We start from the raw sequence: 19076 nt of genomic DNA, 5'->3' as shown, positions 1-19076 counted from the left end.
TTTTTGGCTACTGGGGCGGTGGAAAGCGCGCCCCGAAACTTCGGACCGCGGAGCGGGCCGCGAACGCCGCTAGTGCGGCGAGCCCGGCGCGCAGAGCGCGCGCCCGGCGCCTGAGGGCACCAAATTAGTGCCCACGCAAAATCTGACTCAGGAACAGCTGCAGGCGCTCGGTCTGCGGGTGGTTGAACATGTTCTCCGGCGTGCCGGATTCCACGATCTCACCCCGGTCCATGAACACCACCCGGTCGGCCACTTGGCGCGCGAAACCCATCTCGTGGGTCACGCAGATCATGGTCATGCCGGTGTCCGCGAGGGCCACCATGGTGTCCAGCACCTCCTTGATCATCTCGGGGTCGAGCGCGGAGGTCGGCTCGTCGAACAGCATGATCTTGGGCTTCATGCACAGCGCGCGCGCGATGGCCACGCGCTGCTGCTGGCCACCGGACAGCTGACCCGGATACTTCTTCGCCTGCTCGGGGATCTTCACCTTGTTGAGGTATTCCATCGCGAGCTCCTCGGCCTCGCGCTTGGGCATCCGCCGCACCCAGATCGGCGCAAGCGTGCAGTTCTCGAGGATGGTGAGGTGCGGGAACAGGTTGAAGGACTGGAACACCATGCCGACCTCGCGGCGGATGGCGTCGAGCGCGCGGACGTCATCCGTCAGCTCCGTGCCGTCGACCAGGATATGGCCTTCCTGATGCGTCTCCAGCCGGTTGATGCAGCGGATCAGCGTGGACTTGCCCGAACCCGAGGGCCCGCACACCACCACGCGTTCGCCCAGGGCGACGTCCAGTGAGACGTCGCGCAGCACGTGCATCGCGCCGAACCACTTGTTCACCCGGTCGAGCGAAATGGCCGGCGGCGCGTCGAGCCGGGCGGCGGAGGCGACGGTTTCGATGGCTGCACTCATGATGGTCGTCTCCCGGAAATCAGCGGCGGCGATGCTGGTTGAGTTCGGCTTCGAGGCTCTGGCTGTACTTGGACATCGCGAAGCAGAAGCAGAAATAGATCAGCCCGATCGTGATGTAGACCTCGACGCCAAAACCCTGCCAGGCGGGCTCGACGATGGCGGTCTTGCCTGCGGTCAGCAGGTCGAAGATGCCGATGATCAGCACCAGCGAGGTATCCTTGAAGAACCCGATGAAGGTGTTGACCAGCGGCGGGATCACCATGCGCAGCGCCTGCGGCAGGATGATGAATCCCGTCTTATGCCAGTAGCTGAGGCCGAGCGCATCGGCCGCCTCGTACTGGCCCTTGGGCAGCGCCTGCAGGCCGGCGCGGACCACCTCGGCCAGGTAGGCGCCGGCGAACAGGATGATGGCGATCTGGGCGCGCAGCAGCTTGTCGATGTTCATCCCCTCGGGGAGGAACAGCGGGAACATCACCGACGCCATGAACAGCAGCGAGATCAGCGGCACGCCGCGGATGAGTTCCACGTACAGCACGCAGATGGCCTTGATCGCCGGCATCTTCGACCGCCGACCAAGCGCCACCAGGATGGCGAGCGGGAAGGCGAAGGCGAGCCCGAAGGTGGACAGGATCAGCGTGATCGGCAGCCCGCCCCAGCGCTCCTGCGCGACGAAGGGCATCCCCAGGATGCCGCCCCACATCAGCACGCCGATGGCGGTGAGTGCCGCGATCCAGATCAGCGCCAGCTCCTTGCGCCAGAACCGGCGCATCGCCGAGACGATGTAGAGGCCCACGAAGATCACGCAAGCGAGCGCGGGGCGCCAATGCTCCTCATAGGGGTAGGTGCCGAACAGAATGAAGCGATGCTTCTCCGTCACCACCGCCCAGCAGGCACCCACGCCGCGGGCGTCGCGGCAGGCCTGGGTCTGGTTGTTGGGCACCGACCAGATGGCGTTGATGAAGGCCCAGTCGATGAACCCGATCGCCCAGCGGATGATGAGGTAGCCCAGTGCCAGGGTGATCGCGGTTGAGAGCCATCCCGAGAACAGGTTGGCGCGCACCCAGGCGATGGGCCCGACCACCGAGATCGGCGCGCGGCGCGGCTCGGGCGGGACGGGGATCGAAACCGGCGTGAGTGTGGTGTCCGATGCCATGGCTCAGCGCTCCACCAATGCGATCTTCGAATTGTACCAGTTCATGAACAGGCTGATCGACAGGCTGATCGACAGGTACACAGCCATGATGATGGCGATGCCCTCGATCGCCTGGCCCGTCTGGTTCAGCGTCGTGTTCGCGATGCTCACGATGTCCTGGTAGCCGATGGCGACCGCGAGCGAGCTGTTCTTCGTGATGTTCAGATACTGGCTGGTCATGGGCGGGACGATGACGCGCAGCGCCTGCGGCAGCACGATCTGCTTCAGCACCACGCCGGGCTTGAGTCCCAGCGCCTGCGCCGCTTCCCACTGGCCGCTATGCACGGACTGGATGCCGGCGCGCACGATCTCGGCGATGAAGCCGGAGGTGTAGGTGACGAGACCAACGAGCAGGGCGAAGTATTCCGGGCTCATCACCAGGCCGCCGCGGAAGTTGAAGCCGCGCAGCGCCGGCACGTCGGGGGTGAAGGGCGCGCCGAGCAGCGCCCAGACCGCGATGGGCCCGCCGATGATCAGCAGGATGCCGATCGGCCAGATGCGCCGCGGCTGGCCATCCTCCATCTGCTTGGCGCGCATCAGGTCGGAATACATCCAGGTCAGCACGAAGCCGACGAGGGCTGCGAGCAGTGCCGCGGTATGCGCGCCCTCCCACTGGATCCAGGGCAGCAGCAGGCCGCGGTTGGACAGGAACACGCCGTCGATCGGGTTGATCGCCTGGCGTGGCCCGGGCAGGCCCTGCAGAATCGTGTACCAGAACAGCAGCTGCAGCAGCAGCGGCAGGTCGCGGATCACCTCGACGTAGATGCCGGCGATCTTGGAGACGAGCCAGTTCTTGGACAGACGCGCAATGCCGATCAGCGTGCCCAGGATGGTGGCCAAGATGATGCCGACGATCGCGACCTTGAGCGTGTTCAGCACGCCCACCATCAGGGCGCGGAGATAGTTGTCGGTCGGGCTGTAGTCGATCATGTGCTCCGCGATCGGCAGCCCGGCCTCGCGCTGAAGGAAGCCCCACCCCGTAGCGATGCGGCGGATCTCGAGGTTGCGCTGGGTGTTGGTGACGAGCCACCACACGATCGCCACCAGGATGCCTACGACGAGCACCTGCCAGAAGATGGCGCGCACGCGCTCATCCGACCAGGAGAGTTTCATCGGCCGCTTGGGCGCGGTGCGCTTGAAGCGCGGGTCGGCGGTCGCGTCGGACATGGAGCAACCTCTCCTCTAAAAAAATGGGCGCGGACCCCGCGAAGGGTCCGCGCCCGGCAGGGCTCAGCGGAAGGGCGGCGCGTATTGCAGGCCGCCCGGCGTGCTCCACAGCGCGTTCGGCCCGCGCTGCAGCCCGATCGGCGTCAGGTGGCGGGTGAAGATCTCGCCGTAGTTCCCCGTCGTGCGGATGATGTTGACCATCCAGCGATTGTCGACGCCGAGCATCTGGCCGAGCTCGCTGGTGCGGCCGAGCAGGCGCTGCACGTCGGGGCGCGTGTCGGTGGTGGACAGCTGCACAACGTTGGCGGCGGTGACTTCGAATTCCTCGGCCGTGATCAGGCCGAAATGCACCCAGCGCACGAGGTCGGCGAAGCGCTGGTCGCCATGGCGCACCAGCGGGCCGAGCGGCTCCTTGCTGATGACCTCGGGCAGGATGACGTGGTCATTGGGCTGCGACTGAGCCGCACGCGTGGCGGCGAGGCCGGAGATGTCGGTGGTGTAGGCATCGCAGCGGCCGGCGAGATAGGCCGCGATGTTGTCCTCGAGCCGCTCGATCACCACCGGGGTGAAGCGGATGCGCGCGCCGCGCGCCCAGTCGGCGAGGTTCTGCTCCGTGGTGGTGCCGGGCTGCACGCAAATGGTGGCGCCATCGAGGTCGCGCGCGGAGGCGACGTTGGCGCTGCGCTTCACCATGAAGCCCTGGCCGTCGTAGAAATTGATCGCGGGGAAATCGAGGCCGAGCGAGGTATCGCGCGACAGCGTCCAGGTGGTGTTGCGGAACAGCACGTCGACTTCACCCGACTGGAGGGCGGTGAAGCGCACCTGCGCCGTGGTCGGCACGTAGCGCACCTTGGACGCGTCGTTGAAGATCGCGACGGCGAGCGCGCGGCAATATTCGACGTCGAACCCGGTCCAGACACCCTGGCTGTTCGGCTGGGCGAAGCCCGCGAGGCCGGTGTTCACGCCGCAGATCAGCGTGCCGCGTGCGCGGATCGCGTCGAGCGTGCCGGTCGCCTGGGTCGGCGCCTGCGCCATGGCCGGCGCCGCGGCCAGCGCGGTCAGCGCGGCCAGGGCGCGCAGCCCAGCCTTGAGGGTGTGGCCAAAAAAGGTCATGCGTCTCTCCTGTTCGTTGTCCCGCGGCGCAGCCTTGCCGCTGGGCCTCCCCAATCGGCCGATGCTGCGCCATGGGCGCGGCGGGGGCAATCGCCAACCGCCTGCCCCTCGGGCAAGCGCCTAGCAAAGCGGCACGTTCCGCGCCAGCGCATCGGTTCCAGGGGACGGCTCGATCTCATTCGGGTTAAGGGCTAGCAAAAGCCGGGCCGCCGCTTCGAGGAGTTGGACCATGTTGATGCTCGATGCCGACGAGGTCGCGCGCCGCCTGCCCTGGGCGGCGCTGATTGAGGCGCTCGCCGCGATGTTCCGCGATGGCTGTTCAGCGCCTCTGCGCCACCGCCACGCTGTCGGCGACACCTCGCTGCTGCTGATGCCGGCCTGGCGCGCGGGAGACCATACCGGCGTGAAGATCGTCCATGTCGCGCCCGGCAACGCCGCGCGCGGCGAACCGGCGGTCAACGCGGTCTACCTGCTCTCCGATGCCGCCACCGGCGCGCCACGCGCAATGCTCGATGGCGGCATGCTGACCGATCGACGCACGGCCGCGACCTCCGTGCTCGCCGCGCGGCACCTCGCGCGACCCGACGCGACGCGGCTGCTGCTGCTCGGCGCCGGCCGCGTCGCGCACGCGCTGGCGGAAGCTTATCGCGACCAATTCCCGATCGCCGACATCGCGATCTGGAGCCGCAGCCCCGAACGCGCGGAAGCGCTGGCGCAGCGCCTCCTCCGCCACGGCCATCCGGCGCGCGCGGTGGAAAGCGCGGCGCCCGCCGGCGCCGACATCATCGCCTGCGCGACGCTCGCGACCGAGCCCCTGGTGCGCGGCGACGACCTCGCGCACGGCATGCACCTGGACCTGGTGGGCGCCTATCGACCGGACATGCGGGAGGCGGATGGCGCGGCTCTCGCCCGAGCCCGCCTGGTGGTGGACACCCGCGCCGGCGCCTTCGCCGAGGCGGGCGATCTGCTCCAGGCGATGGCGGAGGGCGCGATCACGCAGGCGCATGTGGTGGGGGAACTGGCGGAGGTCTGCCGCGGCGAGGTCGCCGGGCGGAAGACGCCTGAGCAGATCACCGCCTTCAAATCGGTTGGTTGGGCCGGGGAGGATTTGGCGGCGGCGATCCTGGCGTGTGGGGGATAGATCCGACGACAGATTGGGGGAAAAGAATTTCCCCCAAACCCCCATTCTTTTGTTTTTCATTTTTTTGGTGCTGGCTAGGCGGGCAGCGCCGAGGGGGCCAATCGAGCGCCACTTGGCAGCCTGTCCCTAGAAATAATCTCTTCGTGCTTGCGCCCCAGCCAGCTCTCGCTTCGGCGGCCCGAGCGCCTCATCAACGCGCACCAAAAAGCCAAAAACAAAAGAATGGGGGTCTGGGGGAAATTCTTTTCCCCCAATCTTGGCTAAGCCGGATCCAGCCGCAGCACTCGCCCGTCCCGCTCATCCGTCAGGATGTGCACGCGCCCTTCCGGCGAGACCACCACATGGCGGAAGCGCGCGATGCGCGGGAGGAGCCTTTCCTCGCCCGCGATCCGGTCATTCTCGATGGTCAGGCGGATGAGTTGCCCGCTCAGTCCCGCCATCAGCAGGCTGCCGCGCCAGCCCGGCATCGCCGCGCCGTTGTAGAAGGCGACGCCGGAGGGGTTGATCGAGGGTGTCCAGGCACGCAGCGGGTCCTCAAACCCCGGCGCCGAGCGACGGTCCGAGATGACGCTGCCATCATAGTCGATGCTGTTGGTGACTAGCGGCCAGCCGTAGTTGCGGCCGCGCTGGATGACGTTCACTTCGTCGCCGCCGCGCGCCCCGAACTCCGCCTCGAACAGCGTCCCGGAGGCCGGGTTGACGGCGAGGCCTTGCGGGTTGCGGTGGCCGAGCGACCAGATCTCGCCGCGCGCGCCGGTTTGGCCGACGAAGGGATTGTCGGCCGGGATGCGCCCCTCGCGCGTGAGGCGCAGGATCTTGCCGCCCAGGTCGTTCAGCTTCTGCGCGCGGTCCCGCTCATAGCGCTCGCCGGTGGAGAGGAACACGTGCTGCCCATCGGCGGCGAAGGCAATGCGGCAGCCATAGTGATTTCGCCCGCTGGACTGGCCGGGCGTCGCGTCGAGCACGGGGGTGACCGCCTCCAGCCCGCGCGCATCCGCGCTCAGGCGCGCACGGACGAAGCGCGTCAGCGCGCCTTGCGTGGTCAGCGCCGCCTGGCAGAACCAGAGTTCGCGCGAGGCGGAAAAGTCCGGCGCGAGGGCGACGTCGAGCAACCCGCCCTGGCCACGCGCCTCGACCTCCGGCACGCCCTCGAGCGGGCGCGACAGCGTGCCGTCCGGCGCGAGCAGGCGCATCCGGCCGGGGCGTTCCGTGACGAGCAGCCGGCCATCGGGCAGGAAGGCGCCGCCCCAGGGGTTTTCCAACCCGCGGAACAGCGTGGTGACGCGGAACTGCGCCCGTTCGGATTGGACGACGCCCGCGGGCTGCGCCCCGGCGCAGGCGGGCAGCAGCAGGGCAAGCAGGAGGATATATCGCATGCCCTGCGAGATGGGGCGGCAGGCCGCCCCGGCAACCGGGTTCAGGCGATGGCGCCGGCGACCCAGTCGCGCAGCTGGCTTTTCGGCATCGCGCCCACCTTGGTCTCGACCGCCTTGCCGTCCTTGAACAGGATCATGGTTGGGATGCCACGCACGGCGAAGTCGTTCGGCGTGATGGGGTTGTCGTCGATGTTCACCTTCGCGACGATCAGCTTGCCCGCGAATTCCTTGGCAATCTCGTCGAGTGCGGGGCCCACGGCGCGGCAGGGGCCGCACCATTCGGCCCAGAAATCGACGAGGACAGGGCCGGCCGCTTCCAGCACGTCCTGCTTGAAGCTCTCATCGGTCACGGCGACGGTATTCTCGGACATAGGGATGCCTCTCTGGGTGGGGCTGGCTGCCCCGCATCATCGCAAAATCGGGACGCGATGTCCCGCGGTCAAGGTTCATGCGCGTCCAGCATGGCTGAGGGCAGGACCATGATCTGCGCGCCATACGTCCAGATCAGCACGCAGGCGACCTCCCGCCCCGGATAGGCGGCGCGCAGCAGGGCGCGGTAGGCGGCCATCTGGCGCAGGTACAGCGGTGCCACGTCCTGGTCGCGTGCCGGCGGCGGGCGGTTGGTCTTGAAGTCCACCACCAGGATGCGCTCGGGCGTGACCACGATGCGGTCCACCTGGCCCGCGATCAGCCGCCCGCGCACGCGCCCCGCGAGCGGCGCCTCCGCCAGGCTGCCCGGCGCGAAGGCGGCGGCGCAATCCGGGTGACGCAGCAGGGCGAGCACCTCGGCCGCGACCTCCGCCTGGGCTTCGGCGCCGAGGCCCGCGCCGGCCCGGGCGAGGTAGCGCCGCGCCGTCGCCTCCCACCGTTCGGGGCGCTGTTCGGGCAGGTGCTGCAGCAGCGCATGGACCAGCCGTCCGCGCCGGAAGCGCTGGCCGGTCGGGTCGCCGACCGGGCGCGGATTGGCCGCCGCCCCCTCCTCTTCGCCGGGCAGGGCGGAGGGCGATAGTGCGGCCTCGGTGCCTTCGGCCGGCGCCGGGCGCATCGCCCAGTCCGGCAGCGCGACCGACGGCGCCAGCGCCGAGGCTGCTTCGAGGCGCGGCGGTTCGGTTTGCGGCGCGGCGACGCGCATCCGCCCATCGGGCATCGCCTCGGCCCCGTCCAGGCGCGCGAAGCCCTCGGCAATCAGGTCGTACCAGCAGCCCTGGGGCCGGTTCCGGCCCTGCCAGCCGGCGACCAGCAGCCGGTCCTCGGCCCGGGTCAGCGCGACGTAGAGCAGGCGATGCGATTCGCGCGCCGCGGCGGCCTTCTCGGCGTCGAGCAGGTCTCGGTAGGGCGGCACGTGGAAGGTCGCGTTCGGGGCCCAGAACGGCAGGTCGGTGCCGTCGGCGTCCTTGCCCCAGCGCACACCGCGATCGGTCGCACCGGGCCCGATCGTGTCGGGCAGGATCACGATGGGCGCCTGCAGGCCCTTCGCGTTGTGCACCGTCATGATGCGCACCTGGTCCAGGCCCGCATCCTGCTCGCGCTTCACCGTTGCCCCGCCCTGGCGCAGCCATTGGACGAAGAGCTGCAGGCTGGGCGGATGCGCGCGCTCATGGGCGAGAGCGGTCCCGAGAAATTCATCGATGGCGTCGGCCGCGTCGGGGCCAAGGCGGGCGAGCAGCCGAGCGCGCCCGCCATGCTCGCCGAGCACTTCGGCGAACAGCGTGTGCGGCCCGGTGAAATCGGCGCGCAGGGCGATATGGGCAAACAGGTCCGCCGCACGGCCGAGCGCGCTGGCGCCGGCGCGATGCTTGGCGAGGGCCGATGCCAGGCTGCCCGTGCGGCCATGAGCAAGGGCGTAGAGATCGTCCTCGCCGAGCCCGAAGACCGGGCTTTTCAGCGCGGCGGCGAGGGCGAGGTCATCCTCGGGCAGCAGCATCGCATCGGCGAGTGCCAGCAGGTCCTGCACCGCGATCTGGTCGACCAGCACCAGCCGGTCGAGCCCGCCGACCGCGACGTGCATCTCCTTCAGCGTGCGCACGAGCGTGGGGATGAAGGCGCCGGAGCGCTTGCGCACCAGCACCAGCACGTCGCCGTAGCGGATGGGCCGGCCGCGCGCGGGCAGCATCTCGCCGTTCTTGACCCAGTCGCGGATGGTCTCGGCGATCTTCACGGCGAGCCGCGCATCGGCGCTGCCGGTGGTGGCGATGGGCGCTTCCGGCACCAGCCAGGGCTCGGGCGGCAGGTCGCCCGGGTCTTCCTCAGGCGGCCACAGCTCGACCATGCCCGCCTGCCCGGCGCGGTCGGCGAAATGCTTGAGCGGCGGCTCGCCCGGCTCGACCACGCCGGGCTGAGCCTCGGCGCCGGCGAAGACCGCGTCGACCAAGTCGAGCACGGGGGCCGTCGAGCGGAACGACACGTTCAGCGGCACGCGGCGGAATTGCTGGCCCGCCTCCTTCGCCGCGGCGGCGAAGAACTCGCGCTCACGAGCAAATCCCTCCGGATCCGCACCCTGGAAGCCGTAGATGGATTGCTTCACGTCGCCCACCGCGAAGACGCTGCGGGGGCGTTCGCGCGCACCGTCGCCGGCGAAGAATTCCTCGGTCAGCGCGCGGGCGATGCCCCATTGCGCGGCGTTGGAATCCTGCGCCTCGTCGAGCAGCACGTGGTCCAGCCCGCCATCGAGCTTGAACAGCACCCACGCACTGCCGGGGTCGCGCAGCACCGCGCGCGCCTTGTCGATGAGGTCGTCGTAGTCGAGCATGCCGCGGCCGGATTTGCGCGCGGCATAGGCCGCGATCACCGGCGAGGCCAGGGTCAGCAGCGCGCGCGTCGCGGCGAGCAGGCGCAGCGCGCGGCGGCGCTCGGCGATGGCGGCGACGCGTTCCGCCTCGGCGCGCATCGCCTCCAGGACCTCGCCCTGGGCAACGCCCAGACCGCCCTTGGTCGCGAGGTTGCGGTCGGCATAGGCGGTCTCCTCGTTGGTGAGGAAGATGCCGCACCAATCCGCCCAGGCGGCGGCCCGCGCCTCCGCGTCCAACGCAAGCCAGGCGCGCAGGCGGGCACCGCGATCCCGGTCGGATTCCGACTTGCTGTTGGCGAGCAAGGTCGCCGTCACGCCCATCTCCGGCACGTGGGCGACGGCGGCGGCGATCAGCCCCGCCTCATCCTCGTCCGCATGCAGGCCCAGGCGCCGCGTGAGGCGCGCGACCAGCGCATCCTCCTGCCCGGCCGGCATCGCGGCCGCGAGTGCGGCGCGGTCATTGTTCAGCGCGCGCACCAATTCCGCAAACGCCGTGGGCGGTGTGAGGGCGGCCAGCGCCTCCATCGCCTCGGTATTGCCCGCCTCGCCCAGCACCGCCTCGCGCGCCTCGGCCAGCATCGCGAGCGCGTCGCGATCCTCGGCCACCGAGAATTGCGGCGTGAGCCCGGCCTCGAGCGGGAAGCCGCGCAGCAGCGACTGGCAGAAGGCGTGGATGGTGCTGATACGCATGCCGCCGGGCAGGTCCAGCACGCTCGCAAAGAGCCGCCGCGCATGGTCACGCACCGCCGTATCGGGCGCCACGCCGGTGAGTTTCCGGATGCGCGCATCCAGCGCCGCATCGTCGGCCACCGCCCATTCACCAAGGGCGCGCGCCAGGCGGTTCGCCATCTCCGCCGCCGCCGCCTTGGTGAAGGTGAGGCACAGGATGCCCTGCGGCTTCTGCAGCGGGTCGAGCAGCAGGCGCAGCACGCGGTCGGTCAGCACCCGCGTCTTGCCCGACCCCGCCGAGGCGCCGACCCAGGCGGAGATCGCGGGGTCGCTGGCGCTGCGCTGGTCGGCCTCCGCCTTGGTGCGCGTCTCGCTCATTCGCCATCCTCCGCGCCGGCCCATTCGGCGATGCGCGAGAGATGGTCATACTCGCCACCGCGCGCCGCACGCAGCGGGTGCGGGCGCGCGGTGAAGGGGCGCCGTTCCAGGAGGTAACGACCGACCAGCGCGGCGGCGGCATCGGCATTGGCGAAGGCGAGGGTCTGCACCGCCTCGGCTCCCTGGCGCACGGTGCCGGCCTCGCCCGGCGGCTCGCCGCCCGAGAGGCGCCAATAGGCGAGCAGCGAGACCGCGCCGGCGGCCAGGCCGCGGAAGGCGCCGTCGATCGCCATGAAGGCTTCCAGCGGCAGCTGCGGCGCGGCGCCGTTCTCGGGCTCGGTCTTCTTCGGCAACTGCCCGGTCTTGTAGTCGAGGACGGACAGCGTGCCGTCGCGCAGCACGTCGATGCGGTCGGCGCGCGCGGTCAGTTCGATGGCGCGATCCGCGCTTTCGGCCAGCACCATGCGGCCATCGATCTCGACATGGCTACGCAGGATGTCCGCCCGTGCGCGCGCTTCCTCGGCGATGGCGAAATCGCCGATGCGGCGCAGGCGCGGGCGCCAGAATGCGGCATAGGCGGGCCGCGGGCCGTGCTCGGCGAGCGCATCCTCCATCGCCGTGTCGAACAGCGCGCGCGCGCGGGCGACGTGCGTCCAGCCCTCGGCGTCCAGCGCGCGGATGAAGCGCGCCATCGCGGCGTGCACCAGCTCGCCATAGTCGGGGCCGCCGATATCGGCGTCGAGCGCGTCGAGGCGCTGCAACTTCAGCACGCGCTTGGCATAGAGCGCGTAAGGGTCCGCCAGCAGCGTCGCGACATCCGAAAGCGAGATCACCAGCGGCCGCGCGTCGAGCGGCGGGTTCGGCGCCGGGCGCGCGCAGGGGGTGACGATCGGCGCGGCGTCGAGCGCCTGCGCCCAGCCGGCCGCCTCGCTGGGTTCCAGCCGCAGGCCCTGCCCGCGCAGGAAGGTCTCCAGCCGCACCAGCCAGCGCGCCGGCACGGTCGGCGCCCCGCCGCGCTTGATGGAGCGCGTCAGAACCGCCTCGGGGGCGGCGCAGGCGGTGAGCAGGAAATCCGCGGCGACGCGCCCGATCCGTGCCTCGGGCTCGGGCAGCCCGAATTCGCGGCGCATCGGCCGGCTCATCCAGGGGCCGGGGTCGGTCGCGAGCGGCCAGATGGATTCGTCCAACGCGCCGAGCACGACGCGGTCGAAGCTCAGCAGCCGGGCTTCCAGCAGGCCCAGGATTTCGACGCGCGGATGCGGCGCGCCGGTGCGCCCGCGGCTGGCACGGCCGCTGCGCGCGACACCCTGGGCGAGTGCCGCCTCGAACAGGCCAGGGAATTGCGCGGGCGGCAGGGATGGCAAATGCGCGAAGCCCTCCGCCATGGCGGCAACGTGCAGCGCAAGAGGCTCACCCTCCGCGCCGGCATAGAGGCGCAAGCCGCCTTCCTGCGCGTCGGTGGCGGCGAGCGCCTCGGCCGCCGCCATCACCGCATCGAGCAGGGCGGCGGGATCGGCCTCCCCTGCCATCAGCGCGGGCAGCGGGCCGAGCGCCGTGGCCAGCGCATCGACGGCGCCGAGCACGCGGGCCAGCACCTCGACCTGGGACTCGCGCCGCATCCCCGCGCGCGCGGCTTCGCGGAGCGCGTCGAGCCCGGCGGCAGGGCGCGGGCCGCGCAGTGCGGCGCGTTCCAGCGCCCGCCAGGCGGAGAGCCAGGCGAAGCGATCCATCCCCGCCGCCGCCAGCGGGTGTTTTGCGAGTGCCAGCAGCGGCACCGGCGCGAAGCCCTCCGCGACAGCCCGCACCAGCAGGCGCAGGAAACCGCCGGCCGGCGTTTCGCCAAACGGCTCGCCGGCGCTGTCATCGGCGGTGATGCCGTGCCGCACGAGGGCAGCCGAGACGCGGCGCGCGAGGTCGCGGTCGGGTGTCACCAGCGCGGCGCGGGCGCCCTTCACCTCCAGCGTCTCGCGCAGCAGCAGCGCGATGGCGTCCGCCTCGGCCCCCGGCTCGGGCGCGGCGAGGAGGGAGAGGCCGCCGAGGCCGTCGCGCCAGTGGATGGGGTCGGGTCGTGTCCAGGCCGCGGTGCCCGCGGGCGGCCGCAGGGCCATGCCGATGAGCTCGGCACGCCGCGCGGGCACCTTCCGCGCGCCATCCGGCGCCGGCCACGGCGCAACGTCGGCGCGCGCGATGCCGAGCGCGTCGAGCAGCAGCACCTGGCTCGAGAAGGGGTGCGTCGGCGCCTTCGCGATCTCGCCCCAGACCGCGCCCGCGCTGGCCTGGTCGATGCCGTGCAGCACCACCGCGCCGTGGGGCAGCGTGAGGATGGCGCCGAGCAGCGCGACGGCGGCCGGCACGGTGCCGCCGATGCCGATGCCGGCGGCGATGATCGGGTGCGTCGGCGGATCCGCGCGCCACGCCTCGGCCTGCGCCAGCAGCGCGCGCACGCGGCGCACGCCGATATCGATCAACCCGTTCTCCTGCAGCCAGGCGTTCCAGTCCGCGACGATGCCGCGGAGGAAGATCAGCGTGATCTCCCAGTGCCGCGCATGCGTCTCCGGCACCAGCGCCTTCAGCCGCGCGAGCCATTCTTCCGCGAAGGCCTCGCCCGGGCGCGCGAGCAGCGCCATGTCGCGCTCCTCCAGCGCGATCTCGTCGAACAGGCGGGCGAGTTCGCCAGCCAGCGCCCAGGCCTGCTCGGCGACCGCCGGCCCGCCATGGCGCGGCGGGCGCTGCCGCACGAAGCCGGTGAGCACGGCCTGGCGCACCAGCGGCTCCACCGCCGCCGGCAGGTCGAGCAGGGCGGGCAGGGCGAGATCGTCGGCATCCTCTGTGGACAGGCCGGCGAGCGCGCGCATGCGCGGCAGCAGCATCGCGCGGCCCTCGCCGGCGCGCAGGAACGCCTCCCGCAGTGCCCGCGCCGAACGCCGGGTGGGGAGAAGGATCGTCGTGCGCGCCAACGTCTCAGGGTCGGTCGCGCGCGTCAAAATGCCGGCGGCGAGCGTATCGAGGAACGGCCGTTCGGCCGGGATGTCGAAGACCGGGGGGGGCCGCATCAAAAGGGCGCGCGGGCGAGGCCGGTGCGCAGCGCGAGCTCGGCGCGCTTGAGATCGCGCGGCGTCGACAAATGGAACCACACGCCGTCATGGACCAGGCCGAACAGCCGCCCGGCCTCGATGGCGCGGTCATAGAGCAGGTTCAGGCTGAACGGCCCCTCGGGCACCTGCGCGAACAGCCGCGGCGAGAGGATCTGCACGCCGCCGAACAGATAGGGCGCCATCTCGTGTTCCTTCGGCCGCCTTGCGTGGCCGAGCGGGTCGAGCAGGAAATCGCCGCGCCCGACCTCGCCCTCCACCTGCGCGGTGCGGACCACCAGCAGCAGCGCGTCCATCGCGTCGTCGTCGAAAGCGGCGGCGAGGCGCGACAGCGCCGGGGACGGGCCGTTCAGCCAGAAGGCGTCGCCGTTCACCACCGCGAAGGGGCCATCGCCCAGCAGCGGCAGCGCGGCCGCGACGCCGCCGCCGGTCTCCAGCAGCACATCCTCATGGCGGACCGTGATCGCCGGCGTGGCGCGGCCCTCGACGGCGGGGGCGATCTGCGCGCCGCGCCAATGCGCGTTGACCACGGCTTGCCGCACGCCGGCCTCGTCGAGCCGGTCGAGCGCGTGGTCGAGCAGCGATCGGCCGCCCAGGGGCAGCAGCGGCTTGGGGCGCTCGTCGGTCAGCGGCCGCATCCGCGTGCCCAAGCCCGCCGCCAGGACCATCGCGTGCGTCAAGGTGATCATGCCTCGTCCCTCTCCGCCGCGCCGGCCGGGTTGCCCCGCCGTTCGCGCGGCACATGCGCGTCCAGAAATTCCCGCAGCGGGCGCGTGGCGGGGTGCGCCAGCGCGGCCTCCAGCAAGGCCCAGCAGCGCGGGCCGTGGACGAGATAATGCGGCTTGCCGTCGCGCCGGTCGAGCCGCACCCAAAGTGCTGCGACGCGCAGGTGCCGCTGCGCCGCGCAAACCGCCATCGCGGCGCGGAAATCCGCCTGATCCAGCCCCCGCCGCCGTGCCAGGTATTCGCCCACCATCGCCGCGCGCAGCCCGGGTGCGACGTCGCGCCGCGCATCCTCGAGCAGCGAGACCAGGTCATAGGCCGGGTGGCCGAGGGCCGCGTCCTGGAAATCGATGATGCCGCAGCGCCGGGCGCCGTCCCGGTCCTCCAGCCGCATCAGATTGGCCGGGAAGTAGTCGCGGTGGACGAAGCCCTGGGCGGCGAACGGCGCCAGCACGGCGTGCAGCGCCTGGTCCAGCCCGGCGCGCTGCGCCGTGGAGGGCGGGCGGCCCAGCGCCTCCGGCCACCACCAGTCAAGGAAGGTCGCCGCGGTCGCGCGCGCCATCGCGGCGGCATCCCAGGCGGGCAGGCCCGCGTGTGGCGGGGCTTCGTGCAGCACGGCCAGCGCCGCCACGGCTTCGGCATAGAGCGCCCCCGGCACCGCGTCGGCGTCGAGCAGCGCGGCATGCGTCGCGTCGCCGAAATCCTCGATCAGCAGCAGGCCCTGCGCCGCATCCTCGGCGAGGATGCGCGGTGCCGAAAGGCCCAATGACGCGATGTGCCGCGCCACCGCGACGAAGGGTGCCACCGGCTCGGGGCTCTCCATCAGCAGCGCCGGGTCCGGCCCGCCGAGCAGACGGGTGTAGCGCCGCCCGCTGGCATCGCCCGGCAGCGCCGCGCGCGCGGCGGCGCCGAACCCGTGCGCATCGAGGAAGGCGTCCGTCACGCGAGCCGCGCCTCGTCCCAGCCGGAAAGCTCCGCCTCGCGCTGGTCCACGCTGGCGCCATAGGCGAGGCAGATGCGCAGCGCGCCCTTCGGCGCCAGTGCACCCAGCCTTTCAGGCCATTCCACGATCACGATCCCCTCCCGCGCCTCGTCCCAGCCGAGCTCGCCCATCTCCGCCGGGCCGGAGAGGCGATAGAGGTCGAAGTGATGGACGTCGCCATAGCTCTGGACCAGCGTGAACGTCGGGCTCGGCACCTCCAGCGCCGGGTCCCCGGCCAGCGCGCGCAGCAGGGCCCGCGCAAATGCGCTTTTCCCGGCCCCGAGCGGGCCTTCCAGCAGCACCGCATCGCCCGGCGCCAGCCGCGCCGCGATCCGCGCCGCCAGCGCCTCGGTCGCCGCCAGGTTGACCAGTTGCAATCGCACCCCAGGCTTTGCTCCCTGCCGCGGCGTCCTCTATCACACCCCCGCGGCGCATCCATACCGATCGGGCGAGACCTCGAGCGGACTTCGCCCTCAGGGAGCATCATGGCCCAGACCATTGCCACCGACATCGCCATCATCGGCGCCGGGCCCGCCGGCCTCTTTGCCGTCTTCGAATGCGGCATGCTGAAGATGCGCTGCGTCGTGATCGACACGCTCGAGGCGATCGGCGGCCAATGCAGCGCGCTGTATCCGGAAAAGCCTATCTTCGACATCCCCGCCCATCCGCGCATTGAGGCGGCGACGCTGATCCACCAGCTCGAAGCGCAGGCGGCGCCGTTTTCCCCCACCTACCTCCTCGCCCGCCGGGTCGAGGCGCTGCGCGCCGACGGCGAGAGCTTCATCCTCACCACCTCGGCCGGGGACAGCATCACCGCAAGTGCGGTCATCATCGCGGCCGGCGCAGGCGCGTTCGGACCGAACCGGCCCCCTCTCGACAACCTCGCCACCTACGAAGCCTCGGGCGGCGTGCGGTACATGGTGGCGAAACGCGCCGAATTCGTCGGCAAGCGGGTGGTGATCGCGGGCGGCGGCGACAGCGCGGTGGATTGGGCGCTCAGCCTCAAGGACGTGGCCGCGCGCGTCACCGTGGTGCACCGGCGCGACAAGTTCCGCGCATCGCCGGAGACCGCAGCGCAGCTCAGCGCGGCCGCCGAACGCGGCGAGATCGAGCTCGCCATTCCCTACCAGCTGCATGGCCTGGCCGGCGACGGACAGCGCCTCACCGGCGTGGTGCTCGCGACACTGAAAGGCGAGGAGAAGCTGGTCGAGGCCGACCACCTGCTGGCCTTCTTCGGCCTGTCGATGGAGCTCGGCCCCATCGCGGATTGGGGCCTGGCACTCGAACGCCACCACGTCGCCATCACCCCCGCCACCTGCGAAACCTCCGTCCCCGGCATCTACGCGGTCGGCGACATCGCCAGCTACCCCGGCAAGCTCAAGCTGATCCTGCAGGGTTTTTCCGAAGCCGCGATGGCCGCCCACGCCATCCACCCGCGAGTCTTCCCCGGCCAGGCGCTGCACTTCGAATACTCGACCAGCAAGGGAGTCGCCGCCTAGGCGCGCCAATCCGCGGATGATTGTCTGAGCGCGGTGGACAACACCGCCCCACCCCGCTAGGGGCGCCCTCACGCAATCGGGAGACGCACATCATGGCTGGTCACGGACACGGCGCCGACCACGGCGGCGGCAACAAGGGCACCGCCCTGCTCATCGCGATCCTCGCCCTGTTCCTCGCCCTCGCCGAAACCGGCGCGAAGGCCGCGCAGACCGAGGCCCTCACCCGCAACATCGAGGCCGCCAACCTCTGGGCCTTCTTCCAGGCGCGCACCATCCGCCAGACCACCGTGCGCACCGCCGCCGAGCAGACCGCCCTCGAACTCCTCGCCGCGGATGAAGCCCGGCGCACCGCCCTCACCCGCCAGATCGACACCTGGCGCGAATCCGCCACCCGCTGGGAAAGCGAACCCGCCACAGGCGAAGGCCGCCGCGAACTGGCAGCCCGCGCCCGCGGCGCCGAAACCATCCGCGATCGCTCCATGGCCGCCTACCACCACTACGAGGTCGGCTCCGCCGCCTTCCAGGTGGCCATCGTGTTGGCCTCGGCCGCCATCGTGACCTCCGTGCCACTGCTCACCATCCTGGGCGGCATCCTGGGCGTGGCCGGGATCGCCCTGACGGGCATCGGCTTCTTCGCGCCCGAGGCGGTGCACCTGTTTGGCGGCGGGCACTGAAGCAAGGCGGGGGGCTCCGCCCCCTCGACCCCCGCCGGGGATCGCGCCGATCCCCCGGCCCCTGCATGTGTTGGCTCTTGGATGGGGACGGGTTGGGATTGCTTGAAGCGCCGGGTTGGGAAGGGGGCGCGTCAGGGGAACTCCCTTCGGCGGAGCGCGCACCACGCGCCCCCTCCCCAACCCGGCTCGCCTCCAGCACACCTAAAGCCACTCCCCCATCCCAAGAACCTACAGATGGAGGTCCAGGATCGCCGTGAAACGCACACGTTTCACCCTGGCAGGTTCCAGAAGCGGAGCCCCTGGCCTTACTTCGCCCGCGCGCCGAGCAGGTGTGCGATCGCGTAGACCAGGTCCGGCCGGTTCAGCGTGTAGAAGTGGAATTCGTCCACGCCGTTGGCCTGGAGCAGGCGGACTTGTTCCGCGGCGACGACCGTCGCGACCATGCGGCGGGTATCGGCATCTTCGTCCAGGCCTTCGAACAGGCGTGCCATCCAGGCGGGCACGTTGGTCCCGCACATGGCGGAGAACTTCACGACCTGGGCGAAGTTCGTCACCGGCAGAATGCCTGGCACCACGGGCACGGTGATGCCGGCTGCGCCGCAGCGGTCGAGAAAGCGAAGGTAGGTGTCGGTATCGAAGAAGTACTGGGTGATGGCGCGGGTCGCCCCGGCGTCGATCTTGCGCTTGAGGTTGTCGAGGTCGTGCTGGGCGGAGGCGGCGGTCGGGTGGCTCTCGGGGTAGGCGGCGACGGAGATCTCGAAGTCGGCGATTCGCTTGAGGCCGCGCACCAGGTCGGCGGCGTAGGCGAAACCGCCGGGGTGGGGCTCGTAGGTGGCCTGGCCCGAGGGCGCGTCGCCGCGGAGCGCGACGATATGCCGCACGCCATCGGCCCAGTAGCGGCGGGCCACCTCCTCGACCTCGGCCTCGGTTGCGCCCACGCAGGTGAGGTGCGCGGCCGGCGTCAGCGAGGTCTCGGCGACGATGCGGGCGACGGTGGCGTGGGTGCGTTCCTGTGTGGTGCCGCCGGCGCCATAGGTGACGGAGACGAACTCGGGTGCCAGCGGCTCCAGCCGCCGGATGCAGGCCCAGAGCTGTTCTTCCAGCTTGTCGGTCTTGGGCGGGAAGAATTCGAAGGACAGCCGCGGCGCGGGCAGTTCCGCGAGGTTCGGCAGGCCGGCGATGCGCGGCCCGGTGAGCCAGCGTTGCAGCGTGCCGGCGGCTTGGTCGTGGCTTGGGAGATCCATGGAAATGTCCGGCGGCTGCGGGAGTTCGGGCCCGGTAACTGACGCCTCAACGCTGAAGTGACAAGACCGGTACCCGGTGAAACGCGACGATACATTCTTTTTCCGCGGAAAACTGCTAACGCTGCGCC

At 71.0% G+C, this 19076-nt stretch carries 15 protein-coding genes; 3 read left to right on the top strand and 12 right to left on the bottom strand.

What is annotated here, in order from left to right:
• Nucleotides 1-124: 124 nt before the first annotated feature.
• The 4 genes from GXW79_RS04320 to GXW79_RS04305 all read right to left on the bottom strand — a co-directional run bounded on the left by GXW79_RS04320 (nt 125) and on the right by GXW79_RS04305 (nt 4382).
• Nucleotides 125-910, bottom strand: coding sequence for an amino acid ABC transporter ATP-binding protein (locus GXW79_RS04320; protein WP_211873116.1), 786 nt, complete (start codon nt 908-910; stop codon nt 125-127).
• Between the two features lie 19 nt (nt 911-929).
• On the bottom strand, nt 930-2063 hold the full coding sequence (locus tag GXW79_RS04315) for an amino acid ABC transporter permease (protein ID WP_211873115.1): 1134 nt from the start codon (nt 2061-2063) through the stop codon (nt 930-932).
• A gap of 3 nt (nt 2064-2066) precedes the next feature.
• Nucleotides 2067-3269 (bottom strand): amino acid ABC transporter permease, encoded by a 1203-nt coding sequence (locus tag GXW79_RS04310; RefSeq protein WP_246503717.1) that lies wholly within the window; start codon nt 3267-3269, stop codon nt 2067-2069.
• 63 nt (nt 3270-3332) lie between these two features.
• The gene (locus GXW79_RS04305) at nt 3333-4382 is read right to left on the bottom strand and encodes an amino acid ABC transporter substrate-binding protein (protein ID WP_211873114.1); all 1050 of its coding nucleotides are present in this window, start codon (nt 4380-4382) and stop codon (nt 3333-3335) included.
• 229 nt (nt 4383-4611) lie between these two features.
• On the opposite strand from GXW79_RS04305, the gene lhpI reads away from it, so the two are divergent.
• Nucleotides 4612-5523 carry a bifunctional Delta(1)-pyrroline-2-carboxylate/Delta(1)-piperideine-2-carboxylate reductase gene (gene lhpI, locus GXW79_RS04300; RefSeq protein ID WP_211873113.1) on the top strand — a complete coding sequence of 304 codons (912 nt, stop codon included), beginning with the start codon at nt 4612-4614 and terminating at the stop codon, nt 5521-5523.
• A 260-nt stretch (nt 5524-5783) separates the two neighbouring features.
• Here lhpI and GXW79_RS04295 read toward each other — a convergent pair whose 3' ends face one another.
• The 7 genes from GXW79_RS04295 to tsaE all read right to left on the bottom strand — a co-directional run bounded on the left by GXW79_RS04295 (nt 5784) and on the right by tsaE (nt 15914).
• Nucleotides 5784-6899, bottom strand: a complete 1116-nt coding sequence (locus tag GXW79_RS04295; protein ID WP_211873112.1) for a PQQ-dependent sugar dehydrogenase — start codon at nt 6897-6899, stop codon at nt 5784-5786.
• A gap of 41 nt (nt 6900-6940) precedes the next feature.
• Nucleotides 6941-7270, bottom strand: a complete 330-nt coding sequence (gene trxA, locus GXW79_RS04290; RefSeq protein ID WP_211873111.1) for a thioredoxin TrxA — start codon at nt 7268-7270, stop codon at nt 6941-6943.
• 68 nt (nt 7271-7338) lie between these two features.
• Complete coding sequence (addA, locus tag GXW79_RS04285; protein WP_211873110.1) at nt 7339-10734, bottom strand: double-strand break repair helicase AddA; 3396 nt, start codon at nt 10732-10734, stop codon at nt 7339-7341.
• Nucleotides 10731-13787 carry a double-strand break repair protein AddB gene (gene addB, locus GXW79_RS04280; protein ID WP_211873109.1) on the bottom strand — a complete coding sequence of 1019 codons (3057 nt, stop codon included), beginning with the start codon at nt 13785-13787 and terminating at the stop codon, nt 10731-10733. Before addB ends, addA begins: the two co-directional genes overlap by 4 nt.
• Complete coding sequence (locus tag GXW79_RS04275) at nt 13787-14515, bottom strand: nucleotidyltransferase family protein (protein WP_211873108.1); 729 nt, start codon at nt 14513-14515, stop codon at nt 13787-13789. The genes addB and GXW79_RS04275 overlap by 1 nt, the downstream gene beginning before the upstream one ends.
• The gene (locus GXW79_RS04270; RefSeq protein ID WP_367614801.1) at nt 14512-15492 is read right to left on the bottom strand and encodes an aminoglycoside phosphotransferase family protein; all 981 of its coding nucleotides are present in this window, start codon (nt 15490-15492) and stop codon (nt 14512-14514) included. The genes GXW79_RS04275 and GXW79_RS04270 overlap by 4 nt, the downstream gene beginning before the upstream one ends.
• Entirely contained in the window at nt 15489-15914 is a 426-nt protein-coding gene (gene tsaE, locus GXW79_RS04265; RefSeq protein ID WP_211873107.1) for a tRNA (adenosine(37)-N6)-threonylcarbamoyltransferase complex ATPase subunit type 1 TsaE, read from the bottom strand. The genes GXW79_RS04270 and tsaE overlap by 4 nt, the downstream gene beginning before the upstream one ends.
• A gap of 102 nt (nt 15915-16016) precedes the next feature.
• Between tsaE and GXW79_RS04260 the strand changes: the two genes are divergently transcribed.
• On the top strand, nt 16017-17030 hold the full coding sequence (locus GXW79_RS04260) for an NAD(P)/FAD-dependent oxidoreductase (RefSeq protein ID WP_211873106.1): 1014 nt from the start codon (nt 16017-16019) through the stop codon (nt 17028-17030).
• Between the two features lie 92 nt (nt 17031-17122).
• A complete protein-coding gene (locus tag GXW79_RS04255; RefSeq protein ID WP_211873105.1) occupies nt 17123-17704 on the top strand; it encodes a DUF4337 domain-containing protein in 582 nt (193 codons plus the stop codon).
• Nucleotides 17705-18009: 305 nt separating this feature from the next.
• Here GXW79_RS04255 and metF read toward each other — a convergent pair whose 3' ends face one another.
• Nucleotides 18010-18948: a methylenetetrahydrofolate reductase gene (gene metF / locus GXW79_RS04250; RefSeq protein ID WP_211873104.1), complete on the bottom strand. Its 939-nt coding sequence runs from the start codon at nt 18946-18948 to the stop codon at nt 18010-18012.
• Nucleotides 18949-19076 lie beyond the last annotated feature (128 nt).

Origin of the sequence: Plastoroseomonas arctica (genome assembly GCF_018128965.1) — a bacterium.
Classification (GTDB): Bacteria; Pseudomonadota; Alphaproteobacteria; order Acetobacterales; family Acetobacteraceae; genus Plastoroseomonas; species Plastoroseomonas arctica.
Note: the sequence above shows the minus strand (reverse complement) of the source record. Positions and strands in the feature narration are given on the sequence as shown.

Bases quoted from the DNA above. Each gene is read 5' to 3' on its own strand.
- GXW79_RS04320 (WP_211873116.1), bottom strand. From the start codon at position 910: ATGAGTGCAGCCATCGAAACCGTCGCCTCCGCCGCCCGGCTCGACGCG.
- GXW79_RS04315 (WP_211873115.1), bottom strand. From the start codon at position 2,063: ATGGCATCGGACACCACACTCACGCCGGTTTCGATCCCCGTCCCGCCC.
- GXW79_RS04310 (WP_246503717.1), bottom strand. From the start codon at position 3,269: ATGTCCGACGCGACCGCCGACCCGCGCTTCAAGCGCACCGCGCCCAAG.
- GXW79_RS04305 (WP_211873114.1), bottom strand. From the start codon at position 4,382: ATGACCTTTTTTGGCCACACCCTCAAGGCTGGGCTGCGCGCCCTGGCC.
- lhpI (WP_211873113.1), top strand. From the start codon at position 4,612: ATGTTGATGCTCGATGCCGACGAGGTCGCGCGCCGCCTGCCCTGGGCG.
- GXW79_RS04295 (WP_211873112.1), bottom strand. From the start codon at position 6,899: ATGCGATATATCCTCCTGCTTGCCCTGCTGCTGCCCGCCTGCGCCGGG.
- trxA (WP_211873111.1), bottom strand. From the start codon at position 7,270: ATGTCCGAGAATACCGTCGCCGTGACCGATGAGAGCTTCAAGCAGGAC.
- addA (WP_211873110.1), bottom strand. From the start codon at position 10,734: ATGAGCGAGACGCGCACCAAGGCGGAGGCCGACCAGCGCAGCGCCAGC.
- addB (WP_211873109.1), bottom strand. From the start codon at position 13,787: ATGCGGCCCCCCCCGGTCTTCGACATCCCGGCCGAACGGCCGTTCCTC.
- GXW79_RS04275 (WP_211873108.1), bottom strand. From the start codon at position 14,515: ATGATCACCTTGACGCACGCGATGGTCCTGGCGGCGGGCTTGGGCACG.
- GXW79_RS04260 (WP_211873106.1), top strand. From the start codon at position 16,017: ATGGCCCAGACCATTGCCACCGACATCGCCATCATCGGCGCCGGGCCC.
- GXW79_RS04255 (WP_211873105.1), top strand. From the start codon at position 17,123: ATGGCTGGTCACGGACACGGCGCCGACCACGGCGGCGGCAACAAGGGC.
- metF (WP_211873104.1), bottom strand. From the start codon at position 18,948: ATGGATCTCCCAAGCCACGACCAAGCCGCCGGCACGCTGCAACGCTGG.